This is a genomic window from Oleiphilus sp. HI0043 (assembly GCF_001634935.1).
Genome location: NZ_LWEY01000132.1, coordinates 1 through 2205 on the forward strand (window position 1 = coordinate 1; position 2205 = coordinate 2205).

A 2205-nucleotide genomic window follows, 5' to 3' on the forward strand; every position below is an offset into this window, starting at 1 on the left:
TTGTTTTGGAATCTACTATGATGAACGTCTTAACAATGCCTGACAGATTAACCAAGAGTCAGATAAAAGAAAGTTTTTATAGAACCTACAAGCTAGTAAACCGAGTCACTAACGGAGTGAGTACCGGCGAGGTTTTTAAGCAGGGTGAGAGAGTTGCTTATTGTGAGGGTTTAGATAGTGATGAACCATTTCAATACCTCAAGGGTGTTGTTGACAGTCATATCAGGAACGAAATTAGACTGAGAGAAAATAGCATGCCTGACCTAACAGCATGGTATCGCGCAATTTGTGAGACCCTTCCAATTGAAAGCCGCAAAACGAACGACATTATCTGTGAACTTTTTAAAGCAGGTCGCGAGTATGTTTCGCTAAGTGACTTGGCTGGGAAAGCCGAGATATCAAATACCTCTGAATTATGCTTTTTGTTGTCAAATTTAGCACGAAAAATGTGTGACTCTATACCTTATGAACCGCCCTGCCAGGGTGATGGTCGCGATGCATACCTGGCCTTAATTTGTGATAGTTCTCCTTTAGGTGATAGGGTTAGACTTAATTGTCTCTTTAGTACTATATTTAAGGACTATTGGCATAAATAGGTTAGCTCGCTGGCCTTAACATAGGCGACATCATGGACATTGAGTTATTACGTACATTTTTGGAAGTAAAGAATACGCGTCACTTTGGTAAAGCGGCTGAACACTTATACCTTACCCAAGCAGCGGTCAGTGCTCGTATCAAACAATTGTAAAATGTATTAGGTGCGAAGCTTTTTACTCGCTTTAGGAATAACTTACAATTAACGGTGACAGGTGAGCGCCTTATTAATCATGCCGAAACAATTATCATTGCATGGGAAAGAGCTCGCCAAGATGTATCGCTACGAAAGAAACAAAAACACGTAATTTCTCTCGGTGCCACAACAGGTCTTTGGGACCTGGTGCTGCAAGACACATTGCACCGACTTCATCGCGATTTTCCAGAAATGGCATTGAGGACGGAAGCGCACAATCCAGATATCTTAACCCGGCACCTAATGGAACGTACATTGGATGTGGCGCTTATTTATGAACCAGCGAAACTCAATGACTTGGTATCTATACCCATAACCCCCGCCGAACTGATTTTGGTTAGCACGAATGCTGACGCAACAGCAGAGGAGGCAGTCCAGCAACGTTATATTGCCATTGATTGGGGTTTGTCGTTTCAAATGAGTTTTACTCAGGTGTTTTCAGATAATATATCACCTATTCTTCATACTACGCTTTCACGAATAGCGCTTGAATTTATGCTTGAATTTGGCGGCAGTGCCTATTTACCATACCGTTTAATTGAACCCTATATCGACAAAAGCCTTTATCAAGTTGCCGATGCGCCGGTCATTGCTAGACAAATCTTTGCGTGCCATCATCGAGAGAACATTCATACGAACGAGATAGAAAACATTCTCAATGTTATTAGGGCGCTTGAAATGCCTGTAGAAGACGCTCCAGAGATTGAAGTGCCAGAAATAATAGAGATATAGAGGGTTATGACATGTTAAGTATTATCCAGCTCTCTGACGATGGTAAGAGTCAAGAGCTCGAAGCAATGTCGATTGATGATCTAATTTCCGGCGACTTACTCACGAGCCAAAAGCTGTGGATTGATCTTACGACCGAAGATCATGAAATAATTAAACGTTTGCTCACAGAGCTAAATATTGACCACCTTGCTATTGAAGATACCCTGCGAAAGAGCCACCCGTCAAAAATCGAGTTTTTTGACGAGCACTTATTTATTTTGTATCGCGGAATTCGTGCCATTGAAGATGATATATCTTTCCAACATCAGTCGATTGGACTCATTGTTAAAGACAACATTCTGGTTACTGTTCACCCGGTTAAATCGGTTGGGGTAGAGCAATCTAAAAAAGCCTTGCGTAAACTCAAACATATATCTCCTATGACGGTCGCTATTCAAATAATGAAAGCAGCATCGAGTGTTTACCTCGAGAAGTTGCTTAATTTTGATACTCAACTTAGTGAGATTGAGGAGCAACTCGAAAACAATGCAAATGACCAACAGTTGAAAGAGCTGACAAAGTTTAAGTCGCGGCTGGTAAAACTGACGCGGACATTTAATTATCATACGGACATAAGTGAAGGCTTACATAAAGAAAGTGATGAGTACGCATATTTCGACAAGGCAGCTTGCGAGCATGCAATT

Annotated in this window: 4 protein-coding genes; all 4 read left to right on the forward strand. The window is 41.4% G+C overall.

Features of this window, described 5'->3' with window-relative positions:
* Nucleotides 1–596 (forward strand): hypothetical protein (locus tag A3729_RS02695; protein ID WP_231877308.1); only part of this gene is annotated, 596 nt, incomplete at its 5' end.
* A 32-nt stretch (nucleotides 597–628) separates the two neighbouring features.
* The gene (locus tag A3729_RS30430) at nucleotides 629–748 is read left to right on the forward strand and encodes a LysR family transcriptional regulator (RefSeq protein ID WP_082881977.1); all 120 of its coding nucleotides are present in this window, start codon (nucleotides 629–631) and stop codon (nucleotides 746–748) included.
* Nucleotides 749–802: 54 nt separating this feature from the next.
* Nucleotides 803–1522 (forward strand): LysR substrate-binding domain-containing protein, encoded by a 720-nt coding sequence (locus A3729_RS02700; protein ID WP_082880489.1) that lies wholly within the window; start codon nucleotides 803–805, stop codon nucleotides 1520–1522.
* 11 nt (nucleotides 1523–1533) lie between these two features.
* A partial coding sequence (locus tag A3729_RS02705) for a CorA family divalent cation transporter (protein WP_304439682.1) occupies nucleotides 1534–2205 on the forward strand: 672 nt, incomplete at its 3' end.

Bases quoted from the DNA above. Each gene is read 5' to 3' on its own strand.
- A3729_RS30430 (WP_082881977.1), top strand. From the start codon at position 629: ATGGACATTGAGTTATTACGTACATTTTTGGAAGTAAAGAATACGCGT.